General features: G+C 48.1%; 18 protein-coding genes. 14 read left to right on the top strand and 4 right to left on the bottom strand.

Features of this window, described 5'->3' with window-relative positions; all coding sequences use genetic code 11:
- Window positions 1-11: 11 nt before the first annotated feature.
- Window positions 12-3713, bottom strand: a complete 3702-nt coding sequence (locus NG795_RS12450) for a two-partner secretion domain-containing protein (RefSeq protein WP_367288982.1) — start codon at window positions 3711-3713, stop codon at window positions 12-14.
- A 175-nt stretch (window positions 3714-3888) separates the two neighbouring features.
- Between NG795_RS12450 and NG795_RS12445 the strand changes: the two genes are divergently transcribed.
- The 5 genes from NG795_RS12445 (at window position 3889) to patX (ending at window position 7151) form a co-directional block, all read left to right on the top strand.
- Window positions 3889-4551, top strand: coding sequence for an alpha/beta hydrolase (locus NG795_RS12445; protein ID WP_367288981.1), 663 nt, complete (start codon window positions 3889-3891; stop codon window positions 4549-4551).
- 98 nt (window positions 4552-4649) lie between these two features.
- Window positions 4650-4862: a protein IsiD gene (gene isiD, locus NG795_RS12440; RefSeq protein ID WP_015147121.1), complete on the top strand. Its 213-nt coding sequence runs from the start codon at window positions 4650-4652 to the stop codon at window positions 4860-4862.
- Window positions 4863-4885: 23 nt separating this feature from the next.
- Window positions 4886-6160: a bifunctional phosphopantothenoylcysteine decarboxylase/phosphopantothenate--cysteine ligase CoaBC gene (gene coaBC / locus NG795_RS12435; RefSeq protein WP_367288980.1), complete on the top strand. Its 1275-nt coding sequence runs from the start codon at window positions 4886-4888 to the stop codon at window positions 6158-6160.
- A gap of 70 nt (window positions 6161-6230) precedes the next feature.
- Complete coding sequence (locus tag NG795_RS12430) at window positions 6231-6536, top strand: small RNA NsiR4-regulated ssr1528 family protein (RefSeq protein WP_367288979.1); 306 nt, start codon at window positions 6231-6233, stop codon at window positions 6534-6536.
- A gap of 435 nt (window positions 6537-6971) precedes the next feature.
- Window positions 6972-7151, top strand: coding sequence for a heterocyst-inhibiting protein PatX (gene patX, locus NG795_RS28440; protein ID WP_436836051.1), 180 nt, complete (start codon window positions 6972-6974; stop codon window positions 7149-7151).
- Between the two features lie 224 nt (window positions 7152-7375).
- Here patX and NG795_RS12425 read toward each other — a convergent pair whose 3' ends face one another.
- Window positions 7376-8182, bottom strand: coding sequence for a pentapeptide repeat-containing protein (locus NG795_RS12425; RefSeq protein ID WP_367288978.1), 807 nt, complete (start codon window positions 8180-8182; stop codon window positions 7376-7378).
- 644 nt (window positions 8183-8826) lie between these two features.
- On the opposite strand from NG795_RS12425, the gene NG795_RS12420 reads away from it, so the two are divergent.
- The 3 genes from NG795_RS12420 (at window position 8827) to argZ (ending at window position 12538) form a co-directional block, all read left to right on the top strand.
- Window positions 8827-8949, top strand: coding sequence for a hypothetical protein (locus NG795_RS12420; RefSeq protein WP_367288977.1), 123 nt, complete (start codon window positions 8827-8829; stop codon window positions 8947-8949).
- A 627-nt stretch (window positions 8950-9576) separates the two neighbouring features.
- The gene (locus NG795_RS12415) at window positions 9577-9720 is read left to right on the top strand and encodes a hypothetical protein (RefSeq protein ID WP_367288976.1); all 144 of its coding nucleotides are present in this window, start codon (window positions 9577-9579) and stop codon (window positions 9718-9720) included.
- Between the two features lie 712 nt (window positions 9721-10432).
- Window positions 10433-12538, top strand: coding sequence for a bifunctional arginine dihydrolase/ornithine cyclodeaminase (gene argZ / locus NG795_RS12410; protein WP_367288975.1), 2106 nt, complete (start codon window positions 10433-10435; stop codon window positions 12536-12538).
- 87 nt (window positions 12539-12625) lie between these two features.
- Here argZ and NG795_RS12405 read toward each other — a convergent pair whose 3' ends face one another.
- Complete coding sequence (locus NG795_RS12405; protein ID WP_367288974.1) at window positions 12626-12811, bottom strand: hypothetical protein; 186 nt, start codon at window positions 12809-12811, stop codon at window positions 12626-12628.
- A gap of 541 nt (window positions 12812-13352) precedes the next feature.
- On the opposite strand from NG795_RS12405, the gene NG795_RS12400 reads away from it, so the two are divergent.
- Window positions 13353-13721, top strand: coding sequence for a DUF4258 domain-containing protein (locus NG795_RS12400; RefSeq protein ID WP_261207272.1), 369 nt, complete (start codon window positions 13353-13355; stop codon window positions 13719-13721).
- 87 nt (window positions 13722-13808) lie between these two features.
- Here the strand turns inward: NG795_RS12400 and NG795_RS12395 are convergent, their stop codons facing one another.
- The gene (locus tag NG795_RS12395) at window positions 13809-14459 is read right to left on the bottom strand and encodes an HAD-IB family phosphatase (RefSeq protein ID WP_367288973.1); all 651 of its coding nucleotides are present in this window, start codon (window positions 14457-14459) and stop codon (window positions 13809-13811) included.
- 234 nt (window positions 14460-14693) lie between these two features.
- Here NG795_RS12395 and NG795_RS12390 point away from each other — a divergent pair, with 234 nt between their 5' ends.
- The 5 genes from NG795_RS12390 to NG795_RS12370 form a co-directional block, all read left to right on the top strand.
- A complete protein-coding gene (locus NG795_RS12390; RefSeq protein WP_367288972.1) occupies window positions 14694-19265 on the top strand; it encodes a PAS domain S-box protein in 4572 nt (1523 codons plus the stop codon).
- A 296-nt stretch (window positions 19266-19561) separates the two neighbouring features.
- Window positions 19562-20212: a DUF488 domain-containing protein gene (locus NG795_RS12385; protein ID WP_367288971.1), complete on the top strand. Its 651-nt coding sequence runs from the start codon at window positions 19562-19564 to the stop codon at window positions 20210-20212.
- Entirely contained in the window at window positions 20199-20657 is a 459-nt protein-coding gene (locus NG795_RS12380; RefSeq protein WP_436836050.1) for a DUF488 domain-containing protein, read from the top strand. The genes NG795_RS12385 and NG795_RS12380 overlap by 14 nt, the downstream gene beginning before the upstream one ends.
- Window positions 20645-21328: a dual OB domain-containing protein gene (locus NG795_RS12375; RefSeq protein ID WP_367288970.1), complete on the top strand. Its 684-nt coding sequence runs from the start codon at window positions 20645-20647 to the stop codon at window positions 21326-21328. Before NG795_RS12380 ends, NG795_RS12375 begins: the two co-directional genes overlap by 13 nt.
- Before the next feature lie 370 nt (window positions 21329-21698).
- Window positions 21699-23334 (top strand): putative Ig domain-containing protein (locus NG795_RS12370; protein WP_367288969.1); only part of this gene is annotated, 1636 nt, incomplete at its 3' end.

The following is a 23334-nucleotide window of genomic DNA, read 5'->3' as shown; positions in this document are numbered from 1 at the left end:
TTCCCTCTTGCTCATCGGTTACACTGGGGCGGTACAATCCCCAACGGTTGCCGCAGTTCTCGGACTGGCACTTCTGCCACTAGCTTAATTTTACCTTGATTATCCCGAGACCAACCCCGCGCTTCTACCAATTCCGCATAAATTTCCCCCGAATTGCTTCCCGTGGCACTCTCTTGGCGCGGCCATCCTTCCCCTGAGTTTAACCCGGTTGCAGGGTCATTCTGACCTAAATCAACTAAGGGAGACTCTGGGGCGATCGCATCATTTGGACTCGGCGGTAAACCCCCTCTACCTGTCACCACAAAACTACTTTGCGGCGCATTCGGATCGGCACAATTTTGCGCCACCACATGGGTCAGATCCACCAAATTTTCCGGTAACTCCACTAACCCGGATGTCGGGTCAACTTCCGGTCTATTCACTTCCACAATGCCATCAAATTGCGGACCTTGAGCAGAAGTTGCGGTAATATCACTGGTGTTGGGACTGCCAATTCGGCGCGCCTGGGCACCAAAAATTCCTTGGGTATTAATAATCACTTGACCCCCGGATGCTTGTTCAGAATTGGCGGTGATGTTACTATTATTAATGGCAACAATATTATCCGTATTGAGGATAATATTTCCGCCGGTTCCTGTCCCCGTGGCATTCGTGGTAATTTGACTATTATTTCTTAAAATTAGATCCGGCGATCGCAAGGTAATATTGCCCCGATCGCCACTGGCCGTCTCCGAGGACAACACCGCGCGATCGCTCAAAGTTACCCGTTCCCCTGCGGTCAGTCTCATACTCCCTGCCGCACCCGTCCCCGTTGCACTGGTGAGAATGTGGCTCTCGTTGCTGAGATCAATTCGATTCGCACTCACATCAATTTCACCACCGGGAAAATTTGTAGTTGAGCGCGCACTCAAAACGGCCCCATCGGATACCTGTAATCGGTCCGTAGCAATGGTTAACCCACCCCCAGAACCCTGTGCTGCCTCCTCCGTACTACTAAACACCCCGGAAGTAAAACTCCCATCCGGACTTGTGCCACTCACCGTCATTCCCTGGGTGACATTCAGACGAATCTCACCAGAGTCTCCCGTTCCTCGGGTGAGGGCCTGAATCCCCGCACCCCCGGTCACTGCCAGGTTATCCGCATTAATCTGGATATCTCCCGCATTGCCTACGGCACCCGCCTCCACGGTACTTGCTAACCCGCTAAAATCTCCCAAAGTATTCACCCCGGTGAATACCGCATTGGAGACTTGAATCTGGATATCTCCGGAATTCCCTTCCCCTCGCGTTAGGGTTTGGATTTGGGCCCCTTGACTCACTTCTAGGGTCCGGGATTGAAGATTAATACTTCCGGCATTGCCCTGAGCATTGGTTTCTACGGTGGTAAAAATCCCGGTCGTCGCACCTTTTCCCGCCTCACCTACCACCGCAGGAGGCGGAGGGGTTGGGGGAGGACTCGGTTGGGGAGGGGTTGGAGGCGGAGTCGGAGTCGGGGGAGGAGTCGGGTCAATGACTTCGACTTCCAGATTTTCAACCAGACTCAGTGGCACTGTCGGGGTAACCGCGAAATTCTTTTCAGAAGCGTTGGGATTGCGCTGAGTGTCATTTCCCTGGATGGAAATTCGGTCCGCCATTTGGATCTGAATATTGCCTGCATTTCCCTGTTGCGAATCAAAGGTACTGCCGACAATTTGTGCGCCGTCACTCATCAGCAGCGATCGCCCGGTCATCTGAATTCCCCCGCTATTTCCCTGGGCGATCGTAGGAATGCTGCCGGTAAAGGAAAAGAGATCACGGCGTATTGGCCCAACACTGCTAAAAATTACAGTATTTGCGCCGGTTAGGGTAATATCTTCTCGCACTTGGATGGAAACGGGACCGGCATTTCCCCGGCCCAAGGTTGCCGCCACCAATTGAGCGCCCGCACTCAGGGAGAGCGATCGCCCCTGAATGTCAATTCCCCCACTATTACCCTCACTAAATCGGGAAGTAACGGTACTCAAAATCCCCGTTCTCACTCCCTGTAGCGTAACCGCATCATTGGCGCTAATCTTGACAGGACCAGCATTTCCAAATCCCGAGGCCACCGACTGGATTTGTGCGCCCCCAGTCATCGACAGGGTTCCGGTATTCATCTCAATTCCCGCACTGTTCCCAGTCCCTGCACTATTATTAAAAATACTGGTATTACTTCCCATCAGGGAAACTCCCTCTCTCACCTGAAGGAGAATTGGACCGGCATTGCCAGTTCCCTGGGTTTGGGAAATCACTTGAGCACCGTTACTCAGAACGAGCGATCGCCCTTCAATCTCAATTCCCTCACTATTGCCTACACCTCCCGGTTCCACTGTATTAAAAATCGCCGTACTTGCGCCAGAAAGACTCACCCCATCGGTTGTGCGAATTGCGACCCGTCCTGCATCTCCATCATTTTGGGTGAGCGACTGGACTTGTGCACCATTGGTTAAAGCAACCGTTCCCGCTTGAATCTCAATCCCGCCACTGCTTCCCACTCCTCTTCGGCGTTCACGGTTTCCCACGCCCAATTCTACTAGACTAAAAATGCCTGTCTGTGTCCCCGTCAGGGTTAATCCCTCGGCCAATTGAATCACCACCTGACCGGCATTTCCGCCGCCATTTTTGACAACCGCACTCAGTTGAGACCCCTCACTCAGAGAGAGAGATTGTCCCCTGACGGTGACATTTCCGCCATTTCCCGTGGCATTAAAACCGACTTGATTCCCGATCGCACTCTGTTGGGTGAGGGTAATCGCACCCGTGGCATCCAGGGTAATCTCTCCCCCTTGGGCATTAGGTCCCCCTTGCAGAGTCTGAATCCCGGCGATAATTCGACTTCCCCCAGATAGCTGAATATTCCGTCCCTGGAGGGAAATATCCCCCCCATTATTGCTAATCACCGAGAGCACACTGTTATTGCTCAGAAAAATATCACCCCTTGGATTCGGGGTTTCTCCCGTGGGAGTCTGCTGCAACCTCACAGCGGCATTCTGCCAATTCAAGGCAGTCACCCCTTCCGACCCCACCGCATTTAACGCCACAAGACCCCCAGGTGCTTGCAATTGTCCCGAGGCGATCGACAGCTTTGACCCTGCTAATGCCAAGGTTTGACCCGGTTGCAGGGTCAAGTTCGCCCCCTGTACCTCAATTCCTCTGGGGTTGCTCCCATATTGCAATCCCACCGGCACTGTTACTGATAACAGAGGGGTCTGAACCTGTCCTCCCGTCGCCCAAAACTCCCTTCCATCGGCAAAAGTAAACCCATTCGCCGTACTCGCCACAAAAGACCCCCCGAGATTTAGGGTGGCATTTGGCCCAAAAATGATGCCATTGGGATTGAGTAAAAACAGATTGGCAATGCCATTGCCTTGAATTAATCCATCAATCGTGGAACCGCCACCCCCGGTAATTCGGGTGAAGATATTTTGAATTTCTAGGGGATTATTAAACCAAGCAGTCCCACCCGTCGGGAGATTAAACTGCTCAAAACTATGAAATAAATTGCTGCCGGATGCGGTCCCCCCATCAATGGTCAAGATTGCTCCATTGGGGTTAACCACCGAATTAATCGGCAGGGTGGTATCCGGAATGATTTGGGCATAACTCGGACCCGTGATAGCAATCCCCCCCAGAAACAGGGCCACTGCGAATCCGCGGATTCCCGGAGTACAGGAGTGGGAGTTAGAGGTTGGCATAAACCCGGGTCAAATAATTTCGAGAGGAAAACCGAGCCTTGTTTAATTTATTATTCCTGAGAATGGTTAATACTGCAATTGGCGGGATTTGGTCTAAGCTCATCAATCCGGTGAGGTATTGTGGATGCAACCGACAGCCTGGGGGATATTAAGATAGAGGGTGCAAACTATTTAGATGGAAGGAACCAACCCCTTGTCTTTAGAAGCGATCGCCATTCCCCCAACGAGCGGCAAACCCCCGAGAGGTATTATGGTCATGCTCCACGGATGGGGTGCTAATAGCCAGGATTTAGCTCCCTTAGCCTCCCTGCTCAATTTCCCCGACTTCCTGTTTCTATTTGCCAATGCGCCGTTTCCCCATCCCCAGGTTCGGGAGGGCCGAATGTGGTATGACCTGTACAGTCCAAATTATCAGAAGTTACCGGAAAGTCAGGAAATATTGACAAGTTGGTTGCGATCGCTCGAAGGGAGTACCGGCGTTCCCCTGGAACGAACGGTGTTAAGCGGGTTTTCTCAAGGGGGTGCGATGACGTTAGATGTGGGACTGCGGTTACCCTTAGCCGGTTTAGTCTCTCTGAGTGGTTACTTACATTGCGAACCCCAAGCAATGGGCGATCGCCTCCCCCCCACCTTAATCATGCATGGCACCGAAGACCCCGTGGTGCCCCTGAGCGCTGCTCATCAGGCGCGGGAAGTGTTCCAAGCGTTGGGAGTCCCGGTGCAATATCAGGAATGGAGAATGGGTCACTCCATTTTGCCGGAACAAATGGAGGTGATGCAACGCTTTATTGAGGAAATTTTTCCGGCATCAGCAGAAACTAATATTAATAAGCCTTAAGATTTAGGACGCAACTCGGTCAATTAGAGTACAATTTACTCTGGTAGCGGACTTGCTTTGCTAGTTCCAAGTGCTCATACATAATGGAGGGGCGAACGATGGGAGCGACGACCATTTCCACTCGGGATATTACTTCGATGACGGAGGCTGATATCGAGAAACTCGCTATCCGTCTTGAACTGGATGATTATACCGATCCGTTTGAGGGCTTGAATGATTGGCATTTGCTACGCGCGATCGCCTTTCGTCGTCCAGAACTCGTTGAACCTTACATCTATTTGTTGGACTTGCAACCTTACGATGAAGGGTAACCGCTTAAGGCTCAGTCTGAACCATGAGTGAGGACTTTAACCAGACAGGCATCCAGGAGGGAAACCTCCTCGTGCCTTCTTCATTTGAAAATAGACGGATTCTGCTGGGCATCACGGGCGGAATTGCCGCCTATAAAGTTTGTGATGCCCTCTCAACCCTGGCGAAAGCGGGGGCGCAGGTCCGGGCGATTCTGACTCGTGGTGCCCAGGAATTTATTACCCCGTTGACGGTGACTACCCTGTGCCGTCATCCTGCCTATACCGATGCCAACTTCTGGCAACCCGTCCATTCCCGACCGTTACATATTGAACTGGGGGAATGGGCGGAGGTTTTGGTGATTGCCCCCCTGACGGCGAATACCTTAGCGAAGTTGGCAACGGGAATGGCAGATAATCTGCTCACCAATACGGTTCTAGCTTCTACTTGTCCGATTTTGTTGGCCCCGGCAATGAATACGGAGATGTGGAATCAGTCGGTGACCCAACGCAATTGGGAACAGGTGGTTCAGGAGTCGCGATTTCACAGGATTGCACCGGGTTCCGGACTGCTGGCTTGCGATCGCGTCGGAACCGGGCGAATGGCTGAACCGGAGCGAATTTTAGCCCATATAGAATCGGTCTTACATACTCAGGGAAAGCAGGATTTAGTGGGTAAGCGGGTGTTAATCGGTGCCGGAAGTACCCGGGAGCATTTTGACCCCGTTCGGTTTATCGGCAATCCCGCCACGGGCAAAATGGGCATTGCTTTAGCACGCTGTGCGCTCCATCGTGGGGCTGAGGTGACTTTTGTAGCGGGGGCGATGTCCCCCGGCTTCCAGGAGTTGATACCCGGTGCTCAGATTGTGGCGGTGACTCGCGCTGAAGAAATGCAGCAGGCGATGCTAGAATTTTTTCCCCAGGCGGATATTACGGTGATGGCGGCAGCGGTGGCCGATGTTAGGCCGGTGCAGTTTCATTCGCACAAGTTACCGAAACAGGCGCTACCAGAGAGTTTGCCCTTGGAATCGGTGCCGGATATTATCGCACAATTGGGGGAATGTAAGCAACCCCATCAGCGGTTAATTGGGTTTGCGGCACAAACGGGGGATATTGTTACGCCAGCCATTGAGAAGTTGCGCCGGAAGAAATTAGATGCGATCGTCGCTAATCCGATTGATCGCCCCAATGCGGGGTTTGGGAGTGATAGTAATCAGGCGGTGGTGATTGATGCTACGGGACGACAACAGGCGATCGCCCCCTGTAGTAAGTTGAAATTGGCCCATAAAGTCTTTGATTTTATCCAGTCTCTTTCCCGGTAAGTCTTTGGGTAGATGGAGAGGGGACGCAACTTGGTAGAATGCTGAGGTAATCTTTCGGCCAAAAGTGTTTATGACGAGCGAAAACAAGCCAGTTGCGGAGAGTACCACCGGCGCAGATGCGATCGATGTGGCGATCGCCAAGGGAATTGATTTTGATGGGTCTCCCATTCCCGAGGCCAAACTGGATCTGTACAATCAGGTGATGGGACTAGAGGCGGGACGGCAGCGCAGTGGCGTTTCCAATACCATGCGATCGCGCATTGTGCGGATTGGGGCGAAACATATCGCTCAAGATGAACTCAACCAGATGCTGACCCAGGCGGACTTTGCTCCTTTAAAAGAGAAAGAAATCGCTTTCTACTATGGCAGCAAATAAACCGTAAATTTACGGTTGAGAATCCCGGATGTCGGGACGTTTTTTAGGGGGCGCAGTGAGCGCTCCTTAATTTTTTTTTAAAGCCTATTTCTAGTTTAGCATTTTTTCACCGGGATGGCAACCCTGACTCAATGGGGGTGTTGTTTTATACAGGATTTTTTAAAAAGCCTCGGATTTTTTAATATTTGGATTGCTACAAAAGTAGAGATGATTGTTAGGACAAATCGCCGTCAAGCTCCATAAAGAAGCCTATCAAACCTAGATAATTAGAGCAATTGTAGTAAATAAGGTGGGCAATGCCCACCCTACTTTTCTCTACAAATATAAAAAATACTTGATGAAATGACTGAAATAATTATTTTTTTTGACTATTTAAACTGATAAAAATTCGAGATTTCGTAAGGAGTAATAGAAGCTCTGAAACGGATCTTGGATATGCGTAGCTACTTTTCGATTATTTTCTGTAGCCTGTTCTTATTGGGTTTGGCGGCAAACTTCTCTGGGCGTGAATCTCACAGTTTAGAGCTGTCGCGTTCGGAGTTCAACACACAGGTATTAACAGCAAGACTAGAGTCGGGGCAAGAAATAGCCCCCCATCGTGGGAGTGGACGGTAAGGTTGAGCGGCGATCGCCCGGAGTAGATGACCCGATGAAAAACTGTATCTATCGGAATTGAACGGACCGATGGTCATACAGATTAAGAAGGGAATCCATTGCGAATCGGAGGGGGTGCGATCGCTCAAGAAGAGGGAAATCTCCAGCCACCTCTTCCAGGGACGAGACTTTTGATAACAGTTTAGCCCAGTATTGTGACTGGGCTAGACTGCTGCTTATCTTCATTAAGACGGCAACCCCGGACGAGGGAGCCCCAGATGATTGGATGACGAGTGCAAGGAATTGGTTTGGAGAACGCTGACGTAAGACATATTGGGATGATTGTGGGATGCAGGAGGGCGATCGGGCGGGCGCATTCCCACCAAATTGTCCTGGTACAGCCCGATCGCACCATCGAGCTTTGCCTGGGCCAAATTAGCGCCAGTCAAATCAGCACCCGTGAGATTCGCACCATTGAGGTTAGCATTTAATAAATTAGCGTTTCTCAAATTCACCCCAGAGAGATTCGCATCACTCAGGTCCGCTTCCACTAACCGGGCATTACTCAAGTCAGCATTGGATAAATTGGCATTCCGAATTTGAGCATGGCCCAGATTTGCACCGGAGAGGTTAATCCCATTCATCTGAGTGCTATTGAGATTTGCACCGATTAAATTCGCCCCTTCCAGAGAAGCCCCACTGAGGTTGGCTTCTTCTAGGTTGGTATTGACTAAATTGGCAAATACTAAATCGGCACCGCCAAGTTGGGCGTGATTCAGTTTGGCATCGAGGAAGTTGACGCCTTTAGCGTCAACCCCACTCAGGTCGCTATTAATCAGGTCAGCGGCCACGAAATTTGCAAAACTGAGTTCGGCACCACTTAAGTTGGCATTACTCAGATTAGTGCCATTGAGGTTGGCAAACATCAACTTAGCACCGCTCAAGTCAGCACCACTGAGATTGAGCCGAGTTAAGTGGGCATCTCGGAGGTCCCCACCTTGACATTGTTTCGTTGCCAACAAGCGTTTGATGTGGGCGTTATTTGCAGACATATTTCTTCCTTTTGATGGTAATCCCTAAAACTCTTGAATACTGACGTTAGGGTCTATCATGTTTCCTGAGAATGAAACGGAAATAAATCCCTAGGCTAAGACCCCAAAAACCACTGTTACTTACACCAAAATTTCTTAGGTTTCAGGAAAATCGAGTCCGTGAAATTCAAATCAGCCTAGGGCCTGAAACCCTTAATTTTAGGCCATTTCTAGCTGCCCATAAATTGGGGCCTCCAATGAGAAAAAGCCGATTTTTCTGGGATAAAATTTTTTTTGATTCTCCTAAAATTTTCCTTTAAAAAGGAAAAACCTGCCTGATTCGGTGTTGGCTTTTTAGCTGGCTCAGGTAAAGCACTCCGTAATTTTATGCAGGGGAAATGGGCAACAATAGAGCAAAGAAACCTCCACTCACTTCGGCTACTGCCAGAGGGTCGAGGCTTCATCGGGTTATTTTTGGGTAAATAAAGAGCAGGGGGAAAAGATTGGATTGGGCCCAGGGGTCCGGGTTGAGGGGGCACAAAACGCAGAAAAATCCCCCTAGTCCAAAGACTAGGAGGAAACCAGGGTGCAACTGAGAGATCTATTCGGCTCAATTGCACCTGGATCCGGAATTGAGACCCGGTAGAAACTCCGAGGGTCCCGGGATGCACAGGTCTGTAAAAACCCACACCCTCAAGGGTGGGGCTATACGGACGAAGCCTGCCTACCCAGGCTACCCATCCGGTGGGGTATCGGGTTTTGAACAGGCGATCGCCGATCGCCTGTAACCATGCCAACTGCGTGGAGATCACCGATAGATCGATTGATCCATCGGTGCTCGGGCCGATCGCATTCAGATTTTGCACAATAAACGGAATCATCAGCATTGGCTTGATAAATTCTGCCCCAACTCTCAACCTATTTGTGCAAATGCCACCCCGAGGCAATCGCGCCCACATCTATATCGATGCGTTTGGGAACTCGCCGTGATAGTTTTCTATCTCAGTCTTAGGTAATCCAACTCAAGACTTGTCATGATGCTTGGAATGAATCTCGCCACAGTAAATTCATTTGGAGATTTAGGACCAGCCTGAAAAATGCTCCTCCGAATCAAACTTGTGCCAAGATGCCTCGAAAATTTTGCTCTACAGAGAGAAGAAAATTAAAACCAAGAGATTAGTGGCCGGTGACCGTAAATCCCCTCGGTTGTTTTTTGTAGATGCCTCAATGTCTTCCCTGTGCCATCCGCGCAGGAGGGTTACCCAGTCCGTAACCTGCGGGTGTAGATGTAGGCACTCATCACGATACAGATCGCGATAATTTGATGATTGTACTGATGAGAATGCACGCTAAAGACACAAGATACCCCAATCCCGGGGTGCTGTCAAGGGGGGTACATCGGGGAAATCTCCCGCATGACTGAGTGCGATCGCCTCTTGCAAAAACTGGGCAAGCATTATCCCGTCAATGGTGGATTCTTGACCCAGGGAAAAACAGTTTTAACCCTTTCCCGGATGCCTACAGTCCGGGGTGGAAATAACGAATTGGATGCACCCTGATTCAGAGTCCCCCTGGCCCAAAGCTAGGGGATTTTTTTCGACTCCGAGTCGTTCAATCCCCGGTGATATTTTGGGCTGTAAAAGTCTCAGAACAAAGGACGGGTCAAGGGCAAACACGGGTTTTTGGGGAGAATAGTCCATCCAGTTTTTAGGCGATCGTCTTCCCGTGATCCCACTACTGACCTCCCTCAAAAAAAACTTGCAGTATTTTCCGGATAAACCCCCCATAACTAGAATTTAATAATATAGATGCACCCTGATTGACGAACCCTCTAGCTTCGGCTAGGGGGATTTTTTTTTCTCAAGTCAATCCGCCATTCAGAGGCCAGCTGTGGGGATCTCTTCGGTGGCTGTCCCTGCAAAGACCGAGGGTGCGATCGCCCTTGATCCCATCCCCTCCAGCCTTCAATTGCACCCGGGTTTCTCCGTTCTCCCTGAGAAGAACAACCCGTTCATAAAAGACTCGACCCAACCCGCTTCCCGATTTCGAGCATAAAATCAATCTTCCAATTAAAAGAGACTATTTTTTTTACCTCAAAAACTTATTACTATCCTGTGATAAGATAAAGAATTGGCTGTTATGACATAGCTCAGACGAATTCGTTCTGAAAAAACCTCCTTTTTTACATAAAAAGGAGGAGTTTTGTCTTGCTGCTACAAAAATAACTGAATCCCAAAACTGTAACATTACTTACCGAATATAGCGCAAATTATGAATTCTGAGACTCGTATCCTGATGTGTCCCCCCAACCACTATGACGTGGATTATGTGATTAATCCCTGGATGGAGGGCAACATCCACAAATCTTCTCGCGATCGCGCCACGGAGCAGTGGCATAAACTCTTCCACATCATCAAAGAACACGCCCTGGTTGAACTCGTCGATCCCCAACCCGGTTGGCCCGATATGGTGTTTACCGCCAACGCCGGATTAGTTCTGGGCAAAAAAGTCGTCCTCAGTCGCTTCTTCCACAAAGAACGCCAAGGGGAAGAACCCTATTTCAAACAGTGGTTTGAAGCCCAAGGGTACACCGTCTACGAACTCCCGAAAGATTTACCCTTTGAAGGAGCCGGAGATGCACTGCTCGATCGCGAAGGACGTTGGCTATGGGCAGGATACGGTTTCCGTTCTGAACTCGACTCCCACTCCTATATTGCCAAGTGGTTAGATATCCAAGTCATCTCTCTGCAATTAGCCGATGAACGGTTCTATCACCTGGATACCTGCTTCTGTCCCCTCAATCGCGGTTACTTACTCTATTATCCCCCAGCTTTTGACTTCTACTCCAACCGCATCATTGAAATGCGCGTTCCCCCCGAAAAAAGGATTGCCATTGGCGAAGCAGATGCCGTAAACTTTGCCTGCAATGCGGTCAATGTTGACGACAAAGTAATCATGAACAAGGTCAGCGATGATCTGAAACAACGCCTCAAAAATGTCGGCTTTGAGGTGTTTGAAACCACCCTCAGCGAATTCCTCAAAGCAGGGGGTGCAGCGAAATGTCTGACCCTGCGAACCACCGAACCTGTGAAGGAGGATGTCCATGCCAATGAACCCGTAGAAAGTCGGACGATTCGCTTAGAAGGACATCTGCTGGATACAGGATTAATCAACCGGGCCCTAGATACTATCGTCGAAGGCGGTGGCAGTTTCCAAGTCTTGAATTTTAACTTGGGAGAGCAACGGCAGAGCACCTCCACTGCCGAGGTGAAAGTCTCAGCGCCTTCTCATGGGGTGATGGAAGAGATTTTAGCCCAGTTGATTGACTTGGGTGCTGTAGACTTGCCCCAAGATGAGCGGGATGCCAAACTCGAACCTGTCCAACAAAAAGGGGTGGCTCCGGATGATTTCTATGTCACCACGATTTATCCCACGGAAGTGCGGATCAAGGGGGAATGGGTCCGGGTGCTGAATCATCGCATGGATGGGGCGATCGCCGTGGTTCAAACCCCCGAAGGGCCGGTGGCGCGCTGCAAGCTCCTGCGCGATTTGGAACTGGGTGAGTCGGTGGTGGTGGATGTGGCTGGCATCCGCACGGTTCGCAAGACGGGAGCGCGGGAACAACGCAACAACCAAGAATTCAGCTTTATGTCGTCTGGAGTCTCCAGCGAGCGTCGGGTGGAATTGGTGGTGGAACAAGTCGCCTGGGAATTGCGGCAAATTCGCGATCGCGGCGGTAAGGTGGTGGTGACGGCAGGACCCGTGGTGATTCATACCGGCGGTGGCGAACACCTGACCCGGTTGATTCGGGAAGGGTATATCCAAGGGTTACTCGGTGGCAATGCGATCGCCGTTCACGATATGGAACAAGCGTTCATGGGAACCTCCCTCGGGGTGGACATGAAGCGCGGCGTCGCCGTCCGGGGCGGACATCGGCACCACCTGAAAACCATTAACACCATTCGCCGCTATGGCAGTATTGCCAAAGCGGTGGAACAAGGTGCGCTCCAAAGTGGGATATTTTATGAATGTGTGAAACACAATGTACCCTTTGCCCTAGCCGGTTCCATCCGAGATGATGGACCGTTGCCCGATACTCAAATGGATTTAATTAAGGCTCAGGAAGAGTATGCGAAGCTCTTGGAAGGGGCAGAGATGATTTTGATGTTATCCACCATGTTGCACTCGATTGGGGTCGGCAACATGACGCCTTCTGGGGTGAAGATGGTCTGTGTGGATATTAATCCAGCAGTGGTTACGAAACTCAGCGATCGCGGTTCTGTTGAATCCACGGGGGTGGTTACCGATGTGGGCCTATTCCTGAGCTTGTTAACCAAGCATTTAGACCTGTTGACCTCTCCCTATCATGCAGCCTAACTCCTGAAACCTTTGGGGCGAGTGCGGTTGAACGTTCCCCTCTCTAATCTTTGATTTGCCTAGCCTCCCCTTAGTTTAAGGGGAGGTTCATTTTTGGAGGGAACAGGCTGAGGTCCCAGAGTCTTGGGGCGGATGGGATGCCCCTGAGACAGAGCGATCGCGACCAGTTTTAGAAACGGCATAACTCAGGCGATCGCCTTCTGTTCCTTGACCCCCAAAGGCTTTGTCGTCACAACCGGGGGTTGGAATCCCCGGGTGGCAACCTCTTAACATCCCCTTTCGTCTATGACGATTAACAAACCGTCCCTAGCAATCACGGGATTCACCGGAGGGTTGCTTATGATAAAAAGCATAACCAACAAGGGAAATTGCTCAGGGTCTGTTCACTCTTGAGAGCAGTTTGTCAATTTAAAGACAATTACCCTCTCCGGTTTGATTGTAAATAGATGTCAGGTTTTTTAAGAATTGCAACGAATTCTGACTTAATTTGCGATTGGGTTGGAACTCTAGGGCATTCTTGGGATAGGGATGATTTTAGGAAAAAGTTGCTGGTGAACCTTTCCTAAATCACAAAATTGGCATCTACCCTAAGCGATCGTCGCTTGTCTCACCAGAATTTTGGGAACGGGTTAAGGTCTCCTTGACCTGATCACGGGTTAAAAATGACCCGAATCTAAATCTAGTTTTCCCTCAATTGTTCTGATTGAACCGGGGAACTCCCGTTCAATCCTCGTTACACTCATTTTTTTATGTGCATGAAACTGAATTTATTGTTCGATTGGTCTGAAGTAAATTATTACCAGGAGTGGTACAAATGGATGCGAACAGAAAGCTCACCGCTATGATTGAAGGTGATTCCAATATCGAAGCGATCGGTTTATTGGGTGCGGTACACCGCCGCAAAGACCTCAATCATTTAGAACGCAGACAGCAGCAAAGGGCCATCAGTAATGCCATGATTACCGTGGCGTTAACTTACGGTAAAAAGACCTTTAGCCGAGGCGCACTGGTTTATACCCTGAACGATCGCAGTTTGGAAAGAACCCCTTATGCGAAGTTCATTGATGTTCTCCGGGGTCTGCGAGTCGTCTGTCTGATTGGTCCTCCGGACCCTAAAATTCTCACCGCCTACTGGCACGAAGAAACTAAACGTAGAGCAAGTAAATCTCGTTGTTACAATTGAACAATACTGGTAAGAATAAAGCGTGACTCTTGTGCTATTTCCTCACATCAGTCACGCTTTATGATTGATACGCCCTTCCGCTTAGACTTAGACAGAATTCCACCGGCGATCGAGAGTGTCTCGCAGGTCAAAAAAATCATGCCACTCCAAATAGGGTTTTTGGCGGTCCGTTAGATAAGCAGCAAGGCGATCGCGCGCAAACACCACCCCCGCTTCCATTCCCAGATTCAAATCCGTCACCGAATCCCCGATCGCCACGGTTTCCTTGGCCGAATATCGCCGCATCACCGCTACCTTATTCACCAATTCCGTCCCCCCTTCAAAGTCGGAATGCACCTGTAGATACTCGGCACCGAGATCCACTTCGATTGCATGAATTGCCAAAACCCGGTGTTTCAAGGGACCTAACACCGTTTCTACCATCCCTCGCAACCCGCCAGAAACAATGGCGATCGGCACACCCTCTTGTTCCAAAAAATCCAGAAACTCCACAAACCCGGGTCGAATCGGTTCCCCCTCCATAAACGCCAAAATCTCGGGATATTGGGCCGTAGGAATCGATTCCAGGGTCTGTCGCACTCCATCGCGCAGGGTTAAGCGCAATGCATATATTTCGGGCAGCAGTTCTCGCGCCAGTGTGGGAGTGAACTCCTGCATCATCTTCACGAAAGTATCTTCCGTGGTAATGGTCCCATCAAAATCACACAAGACAATCCGTTCCAAGGAATCAAGTTTCACAATTTTTGGGGTCACGGTTGAGTAGAGGCCATAGACAACAACAGAGTTCACAGCCCAGGCCGTGAGAAGTTTAGGGCTAAGAATATCCAGAAACGAGTGTTCTTGTCAAGAGGATCTGTCCCTTCTGAGTTCTGAGTCTTCTGCTTGTGGGTATAATTTGAACAGCCATACGCTTTTAGTCGTGGGATTGTCAACGTTTGGCCTTGATCCTCGTTTACAATTTTCTCTGATGCCATGCTCTTACCTCGTCAAATTGAGTTTCACCTGCCCCCTCCGTGCGATCGCCAACCCGTAGATTCGGGGTCCGTTCCCCCCTTTTTCCCCCAAGATAATCAACCCTTCCAAGCGCTCTTTGCCGCCGCCTTAGATGCGATGCTCATCATCGATGACCGGGGGTACTACTTGGATGCCAACCCTGCCGCCTGTTCCTTATTGGGGTTACTGCCTCAAGACCTAATGGGAGGTACTCTCAGAGATTTTACCCCCCCGGGGTTTGACTTCGACCAATCTTGGCACAACTGGTTAGCACAAGGTCAAATCTGCGATCGAGTTCGCCTCATCCGCCCGGACCTGGAAGTGCGAGAAGTGGAATATGTTGCCCAGGCAAATTTTTGGGCTGATTGTCACCTGCTAATTTTTCGAGATATTACCGAACTCAAAGGCGCACAAGGCCAAGTTCAACACCTCATTCCCAATCAGGAAATCACCCCTTCTTCTTCCGAACCTCACCTAACAAACACCCAACAAAGTGAAGAAGAGTATCGCTTTCAACAACTGACCCGTCATCTTCCTGGGGTGATTTATCAGTTTCGCCTCCTTCCCGATGGTCAGTCTTATTTCCCTTACGCCAGTGATGGGTTAAAAGACATTTATGGCGTCGCGCCGGAAGCCGTGCGCGAGGATGGTGGCCGAGTGTTTGAATCGGTCCATCCCGAGGACTTGCCGCGAGTGACCCAGACGATTCTGGAGTCCGGGAAGCAGCTTACTCCGTGGCATTGTGAGTATCGAATTTGTCATCCCAATGGCAAGATTATATGGGTTGTAGCCCACTCCACCCCCCAGGCCGAACCCGAGGGTAGCATCACATGGTATGGCTATATTCGGGATATTACAGAGCTAAAAGCGCGGGAAAAAGCCCTGGAAATGAGCGAAAGTAAGTTTCGGAACCTGATTGATAATCTTAACGATATGGTATTTATCATTGAGCATGAGGGGACGTTTAGTTATGTCAGTCCGACGTTTGAATCCATCATGGGATACATAGATTCCGATTTGTTACATCATTCTTTTGGGGAGATTGTTCATCCTGAAGACCTACAGATTTGTATGGAGGCATTCGAGCGATTGCTGCAACAGGAAAATATCCGGGGACTTGAATATCGAGTCTTGCATAAAAATGGTCACTATTATTGGCATTCTACTAATGTATCCGTTTTGCTTGATAATGAGGGACAAGTGATTGCCTGTTTAGGAATTGCCCGATATATTCACGATCAAAAACAGGCCGAAATTGCAGTAAGGGAAAGTCATATTCGGTTACAACTGGCGCTGGATACGACCGGGACTGGGACATGGGAATGTAATATGCAGACCCATGAGATGGTTTGTTCTAACAATCAGTGGAAGAAATTTTTGGGCTATGATGCAGAGGAAATCATTGACCAGGAATGGCTCTGGGAAAATCGTGTCCATCCAGAGGATAAGGCTCAAATGTATCACGAGTTGGAAAAACATATCAAAGGTGAAACAAAAATTTATAAAAATGAACATCGGGTTCGCTGTAAAGATGGTTCGTATAAATGGAATTTAGCGATTGGTAAAATTGTGGAGTGGGATGAGGAAGACAACCCGGTGCGGTTTATCGGGATTCAGAGTGATGTGACCGATCGCAAAGCCAATGAACTCGCCCTGGTTGAACTCACCGAACAACTGCAAAAAGCCCAACAAGTCGCCCATCTGGGCAACTGGTCAATTGATGTTACCACCCAGAAACTCACTTGGTCTGACGAGGTTTTTCGGATATTGGGCATGAATCCAGACCAGCCGGAACCCACCTGGACTGAACATTTGAAACAATTTCATCCGGATGATCGCGCCTTCCTCCAAGCGCGGGTCATAGAAGCGCAGGAAGGGATTCCTCAAAATTTTGATATTCGCATCCTCCGTCCGGATGGAGAAGTGAGATATGTCAATGTCCGGGCTGAACTGGAGTTTCGGGAGAATCAAGTGGTGCGAATGTTTGGGACGACAATGGATATTACCGAACGTGCACTGGCGGAAACTGAACTGGACCAGTCCCGAGAATTGTTAAGAACGATTCTGGATGCCTTGCCGCAGTCGGTGGTATGGAAAGATCGCCACAGTGTGGTGTTAGGCTGCAATCAAGCCTTTGTCAAGGCTTTTAGGGGAAGCAGTCCAGAGGAATTTGTCGGTAAAACCGATGAGGATTTTTCTCTGAGTCCAGAAGAAGCGACCTATTACAAAAATTGCGATCGCCAGGTGATGATCAGCGATCGCCCCCTACTCAAGTTAATCGAAACCGTGCAGAACCCGGATGGTAGTAAAAATTGGGTGGAAACCACCAAGATCCCCCTGCATGATGGCACCGGACAAGTAATGGGGATTGTGGCTATCTTTGAGGATATCACCGAGCGCATCCAAGCCGAAGCCGCCCTGCGAACCAGTGAGGAAAAGCTGCGATCGCTCTTTGAACTCTGTCCCTTGGGGATTATTTTGAATGATCTCCAGGGCCAATTTATCGAAGCCAATGCCGCTGCCTCTCACCTCACAGGTTATACTCTGGCGGAATTAAATCAGTTAAGTTACTGGGATTTAACCCCTGAAGAGTATAACGAAGCGGAGGCGATCCAATTAAACTTGCTGCAAACCACTGGACGATATGGTCCTTATCAGAAAGAGTATATCCATAAGCAAGGGCATCAAGTTCCAGTAGAATTGATTGGGTTAAGAATTCAGGGGTCCGATGGGGGACAATATATTTGGTCAATTATTGCGGATATTACGGAACGAAAAGCCGCCGAAAAAGCGTTGCAAGACAGCGAAACTCAGACTCGCGCACTCCTTGAAGCTATTCCGGATATGATGTTACGCTACAACCGGGATAAAGTCTTCGTCGATTATAAATGCTCCCCACAGATGTCCCCATTAGTACCCCCGGAGCAATTTTTAGGCAAAAATTTATATGAAATTTTGCCAGACTTTCTGGCACAACCGACTGGACAGTTGATTGAAGAAACGTTAAAAACTCACCAAATGCAGTTATTTGAATACGAACTGGTGATGCCCGATGGCGTGCGAAATTACGAAGCTCGTTTTGCACTGTGTGGAGAGGATGTATTCTCAATCATTCGGGAAATTACCGATCGCAAACAAGCCGAAGCGCGACTCCAAGCCTTGCTCAAGCGCACTCAACTCTTAAATCATATCAGCACAGAAATTCGCAATTCTCTCGATTTGGATACCATTTTGCAGAATGCTGTGAATGCAATTTTTGCTGAACTAGAAGTAGATATCTGCACCTTTATCTGGTATCACTCAGATACAGAACCGCCAATCTTAGAAGTCGTCAAAGAACAGAAAAATCCCCAGTTAGCCAGTTGGCTGGGTTCCTATCCAATGGATAATTATCCTCAACTGTTAGAACATATTTTACCGGGAAAAATGTATCGGTTAGATCCGGTGGCGAATTCTAGCGATGAACCCTTAAAAGCGTGGTGCCAAAAAGCGGGATTGGGAACCTATTTAATTTTGCCAATTCATACAGCTGGAGTGCGAATGGGTGGCTTAGAAATGGGAAGAATCGCCAGCGATCGGCCCTGGCAGGATGATGAATTAGAACTGTTGCATAGCATTGGTACTCAGGTGGCGATCGCTATCTATCAAGCCCAACTTTACCAAGATTCCCAAGCTAAAAGCCAAGAACTCCAACAAGCCTATCGTGAACTCCAAGATACCCAAGTCCAGTTAATTCAAGCCGAAAAAATGTCCAGTCTCGGTCAGTTAGTGGCTGGGGTTGCCCATGAAATTAATAATCCCGTGAGTTTTATTTATGGCAACTTAGCCCACACCTCGGACTATACGGATTATTTGTTAAAACTAATTCAGCTTTACCAAAACTCCTATCCCAATCCACCGGAGGAGATTACGGAATTCAAAGAAGAAATTGAATTAGATTTTCTCATCAGTGATTTTCCTAAAATTATCAACTCCATGAAAAATGGAGCGTCCCGGATTCGTGATATCGTCCAGTCTCTGCGGACATTTTCCCGGTTAGACGAATCTGATATTAAAGCCGTAGATCTCCATGAAAATCTTGACAGTACCTTAATGATTTTACATAATCGCTTAAAGGGTCATGGCAGAGTTCCAGAGATTCATGTCATTAAGCACTATGGCAATTTACCCCTTGTTGAATGTTACAGCAGTCTACTGAATCAAGTGTTTATGAATCTGTTAATGAATGCGATCGAGGCGATCGAAGAACGGCGAAACCGTTTGACCCCTGAATCCCTATCTGATTATGTAGGCTGTATTACCTTGCGGACCCAAATTTTACTCGAAAATCGGGTCTCGATTGTGATTCAAGACAATGGAATTGGCATGAATACCTGGGTGCAAGAAAAGTTATTTAATCCGTTCTTTACCACCAAGGCGATCGGGAAAGGAACCGGAATGGGATTGTCAACCAGCTATCAAATTGTCACCGAAAATCATCAAGGAATTTTGCGATTTTCTTCCACTGAAGGTGTCGGAACTGAATTTGCGATCGAGTTACCTTTAAAATAACTCCAGTACAACCCCCCAATTCCCCTCCCTGATTGGCTATAGGCCGGTGTAAATCATACTGAACCTAGCCCTAGGGCAGCCCTCGTTTCCGTCCCTTTGAGTTGTCGGAGTTAGAAGAGATTGACAAAAAGAATAGTTCTATGCTAAAGTTTAAGGCTAAAATCAATCAAAAATTTTAACCAAATTTTTGATTAACTCAGAAACAGAAACCGCCCTTGAGTTTCAACTCAAAGACCCAAAGAAAACATGAGGATAATCAACCCTTTCTGACCTCGTTAATCCTAGGAGTTATCTTGATGAACTTATTCACCATCGGCCATTCTAATCACGAAATAGACACATTTATCCACCTCCTCCAACAGCATCAAATCGATGCCTTAGCAGATGTTCGTTCCCATCCCTACAGTCGATACTTACCCCACTTTAACCGCACCCTCTTAAAAGAAGCCTTAGAACAAGCAGGCATTAAATATGTTTTTCTAGGCCAAGAATTAGGTGCAAGACCCAGCAACCCGGACTGTTATATTGAGGGAAAAGCCGTTTATGAAAAAATTGCCGCCACCCCAGACTTTCAAACTGGACTCAATCGAGTCCTCACCGGGTTAAACACCCATAAAATTTCCCTCATGTGTGCCGAACAGGACCCCCTGACCTGCCATCGCGCCATCCTAGTCTGTCAACATCTGCGACAGCACCATCTTGAAATTAACCACATTTTGAAAACCGGCCAATTGGAATCCCATCACGACTTAGAAGAGAGAATGCTCGTAAAACAGGGATTAAGTGAATATCAAAATAATCCCAACAATAAACCCATTCAACTCTCCTTATTTGCTGAACCTAATCACGACTTGCCAACCCGAGAAGACTGTGTAAGCACAGCCTATCAATTGCAAGGAGACCAAATTGCCTACATCGAAAAAACGACCGAAGATGATGAAAAGTAACGGGAATAACGTGAATTTATTTACCATTGGTTTTACACAAAAAAGTGCGGAAACCTTTTTTACTACCCTCAAACAAGCAGGGGTTAAACGGATTATCGATACTCGCTTAAATAACATCTCCCAATTAGCTGGATTTGCAAAAAAAAACGACCTGAAATACTTTTTGAAAAGCCTTGCTGATATCGAGTATCTCCATATTTTAGACTTAGCCCCCACCAAAGACATTCTGGATGAGTATAAAAAGAATAAAGGGGATTGGTCCATTTATGAGCAGAAATTCTTGCACCTGATTGAGACTCGGAAAATCGAGAAAAAAGTGACGCCAGAACAGCTAGATGGAGCCTGTTTACTCTGTAGTGAAGCCAAACCGCATCACTGTCATCGCCGCCTCGTGGCAGAATACCTCAACGGAAAATGGGGGAACGTGAAAATATGTCATCTGTGAGGAGAATTATCTGTTTAGCGAACTCGTGGAAACACCAGGAACGCTGTATCGCAGGAATTGACTACGATACTGGCAGATGGATTCGTCCCATCTGCGATCGGCTATACCCCCAAGATGGCAGAGTTCCCATCTATGTTCGCCTCCTAGAAGGCAGAGAACCGGAATTACTGGATATTTTAGAAATCCCCCTCGATGATACCGGCCCAGATTTCGGCTTTGAATGTGAAAACCTTTCCATTCTACCCGGACAATGGAAATATCGAGGGAAAGCCACTCTCGATGATATCCGCAGACAATGTTTAAACTTTAAATATATCCTCCACAATTCCGAGAAATCCGTTAATCCTTCCGACCTAAAAAACCGCCCCTTTCATCACCGTCGCACCCTCCAACTGGTAAAAACTAACAAGTTTTACATTCATAAGCATACGAATTACAAAGGACAAACTAACTGGCGAGGAACAATAGAAACCGCCAAGGGATGCAAACTAGAAAAAGCGAAGATTACCGATCCAGTATTCGTCAAAAAATTAGAGTCTGGACATCAACCCTCCCCTAATTGCCTCGTCACCGTCAGTCTCAGTATCCCTTGGGCACCGTCAGACGGGGAAGGTGAACCTCTCTGTTGGAAATTAATCGCCGGTGTCATTGAACTCTCTGGGAACTTCTGACAAAAACCAGAGTTCCTACTCTTATCATCCAGGAAAACGACGGTTCCCTATCTGCAATATCTGGGGAGAGGTTGGTATCAGGATTCCTGTACTATTAAAATAGGCAGAGTATCGCTTTGAGAGTTAATCGTTTCCCGGGCTGGATCCAGTTAACCAGACGATAGCGGTACCCAGTTCAGTCAGGACTTGCTCATTTCCCCTATCTGTCGTAGGGTGAATTCATTAAAGCCCTCTATCATTGAGGGGGCAATCTCAAGATTTGCATGAATCGGGACAGTCAAACTTAGTCAGCCTATTTGGGGTTATTTATACCTTAGTTAGGTCATCCAAAAAACTTTGTTAATATCAGGAGTCATTCGGAGGAATTGTTATGGCGATCGCATTTCAGGGTGCTTACTTTCAAGATTTCGATTCTCTGGCAACAAATGGAACCGATAATCTCTGGGCCAATCATTCTACCTTACCTGGATGGTATCTGTTTCGTCAACCAGCACCGGGCATTCCAATTCCAACTTATGATGCGAATCATGGCTCAAGTAATAAAGGAAGTTTTTATAGTTATGGATCAAATGGTGCGTCCGATCGCGCTTTGGGGGGATTGGGTTCAGGTCATGCTTATTTTGGCAGTCCAGACACTGGCAAAATTGCCGGATGGATTGCTTTGGCCGCCACAAATACCACAGGTTCAACCCTCAAGAATATAACCCTAAAATTTGATGGCGAACAATGGCGAAATGGGGGCAGTGTCACGCCGCCAACCCTGCCGCAAACCATGAGATTAGAGTATGGATTGGGAGCCACATTTGATACGGTTCAAACTTGGAATAAACTGGGGGAAAATTTTGATTTTACTTCCCCTATTGCTATGGAACCAGGAGGTCCAGTCAATGGTAATACGAATGGTTTGGTTGCCAATCTGGGGGGGACAATCCATGATTTAACTTGGGACAATAATCAAACGCTTTGGATTCGGTGGGTAGAAGTAAACGATAAGGATAATGACCACGGATTGGCTCTTGATAATTTTAGCTTGGTTTGGTATAGTGCCCTTATCACCGAGTCCGACGGCAGCACAAATGTCACGGAAGGAGGGGCAACAGATACCTATACAGTGGTTTTAACCAACCGACCCACTGCCGAAGTAACGATTAGGATTAATCCCGATCATCAAACCACAACTGGGGTTAATTCTCTGATATTCACTCCAGAGAATTGGGATAAGCCTCAAACCGTAGAAATTGTGGCTGTTGATGATAATATTGTAGAAGGAAATCATACCGGAACGATTACTCATACGGCCCTTTCTACAGACCCCAATTACAATGGAATTCAGATTAATTCCGTCACGGCGAAAATCACTGATAATGACCGTGCAAATAATCCTCCCGTGGTTGTGAATGAAATCAGCGATTTAACCGCCACTGTATCCACTCTATTTAACTTTACCCTTCCAGCAAATACCTTCAACGACCCCGATGGCAATCCCCTCACTTATTCCGCCACTTTAGAAGATGGCAGCGATTTACCCCCTTGGTTACTCTTTGATGCCACAACTCGCACCTTTAGCGGAACCCCCATCGAGACTCATGTCGGCAGCCTCAATATTAAAATCACCGCATCCGATGGAAGTCTCTCCGTTAGTAATATTTTTACTCTAGTAGTCAGTGCAGTAACACCGAATCCACAAATTGAAGGAGAAGAATCCGCAGAACCGTCAGCAAACAATCCTGAAGTATCAGCAAACAATCCTGAAGCGTCAGAAAACAATCCGGAAGTCTTAGCAAACAATCCTGAAGTCTTAGCAAACAATCCGGAAGTCTTAGCAAACAATCCTGAAGTCTTAGCAAACAATCCTGAAGCGTCAGAAAACAATTCTGAAGTATCAGCAAACAATCCTGAAGCGTCAGAAAACAATCCTGAAGCGTCAGAAAACAATCCTGAAGTCTCAGCAAACAATCCTGAAGTCTCAGCAAACAATCCTGAAGTCTCAGCAAACAATCCTGAAG

The organism is Laspinema palackyanum D2c (genome assembly GCF_025370875.1).
Taxonomy (GTDB): Bacteria; Cyanobacteriota; Cyanobacteriia; order Cyanobacteriales; family Laspinemataceae; genus Laspinema; species Laspinema palackyanum.
The sequence above is the reverse complement of the archived record's forward strand: the minus strand, read 5'-3'. Positions and strand labels throughout refer to the sequence as shown.